Annotated in this window: 2 protein-coding genes; one reads left to right on the top strand and one right to left on the bottom strand. The window is 36.1% G+C overall.

The genetic code is table 11. The features are described 5' to 3' along the window. Positions 1-165 precede the first annotated feature (165 nt). Positions 166-405, top strand: coding sequence for a hypothetical protein (locus tag ACRCJ0_RS17275; protein WP_016896920.1), 240 nt, complete (start codon positions 166-168; stop codon positions 403-405). A gap of 62 nt (positions 406-467) precedes the next feature. Here the strand turns inward: ACRCJ0_RS17275 and ACRCJ0_RS17270 are convergent. Further along, positions 468-746: N-acetyltransferase family protein (locus ACRCJ0_RS17270; protein WP_431391384.1), on the bottom strand; the 279-nt coding region annotated here is incomplete at its 5' end.

Raw genomic sequence — 746 nt, 5'->3', positions numbered from 1 at the left:
AAAATGCTAGTTGTATCTAATTCATAATAACACATTTTAACGCATTTTTACATTGTGTTAAAGGGTTTGTGTGGCAGATTCGTTAACATTTTCTTAAAAACATGTTATAGTATTATTCTAATTAGTGACAAATTGTCACAACTTGTGATACGAAAGGACTTCTCCATGAATAAAATCAGACAAAATGCCTTAATGATGCTCGCTTTAACCTTTATCTACACAGGTTTGCAAGTTGCCCGGCCTGCAGCGGATCTAGCTTGGACAAACATCTCACTATCAATCATTATTCCAATTATTGCCATGATTTTCGCCTTTAATGAGAAAGACAATAAATGGCGTTGGTCCCTTGTAACAATTGAAGTCATTCTATTAATTATAATGATCGCTATGGCCATTCTAAAGTAGTATATGGATTTTAAAAAGGTCGAGACTGAAATGGTCTCGACCTTTTTGTATTTACAATATTCTTATGCTTGGTCTTGGTTTTCGACTGCTAAGCCCATCATGACTAAATCATGGAAGGCGTCGTCATGATACATCCCTTTAGGGGTTACACCAATTTCTTCAAAACCAAATTTTTCATATAAGCTAATGGCCCGCATATTATCTTTAGATACTTCTAAACGTAAATAACGTAAGATATCATTTTCTGTTGCCCAGTCAATCATATCTTCCATCATGACACGGGATAAACCCAGTCCCCAGAATCGACGTAGAATGGAAATGCCTAGTTCCCCCATATGCGC

The sequence above is a fragment of the Aerococcus sp. L_32 genome, from assembly GCF_050689315.1.
Note: the sequence above shows the minus strand (reverse complement) of the source record. Positions and strands in the feature narration are given on the sequence as shown.

Excerpts from the sequence above, each read along its gene's own strand:
- ACRCJ0_RS17275 (WP_016896920.1), top strand. The coding sequence starts at position 166 with ATGAATAAAATCAGACAAAATGCCTTAATGATGCTCGCTTTAACCTTT.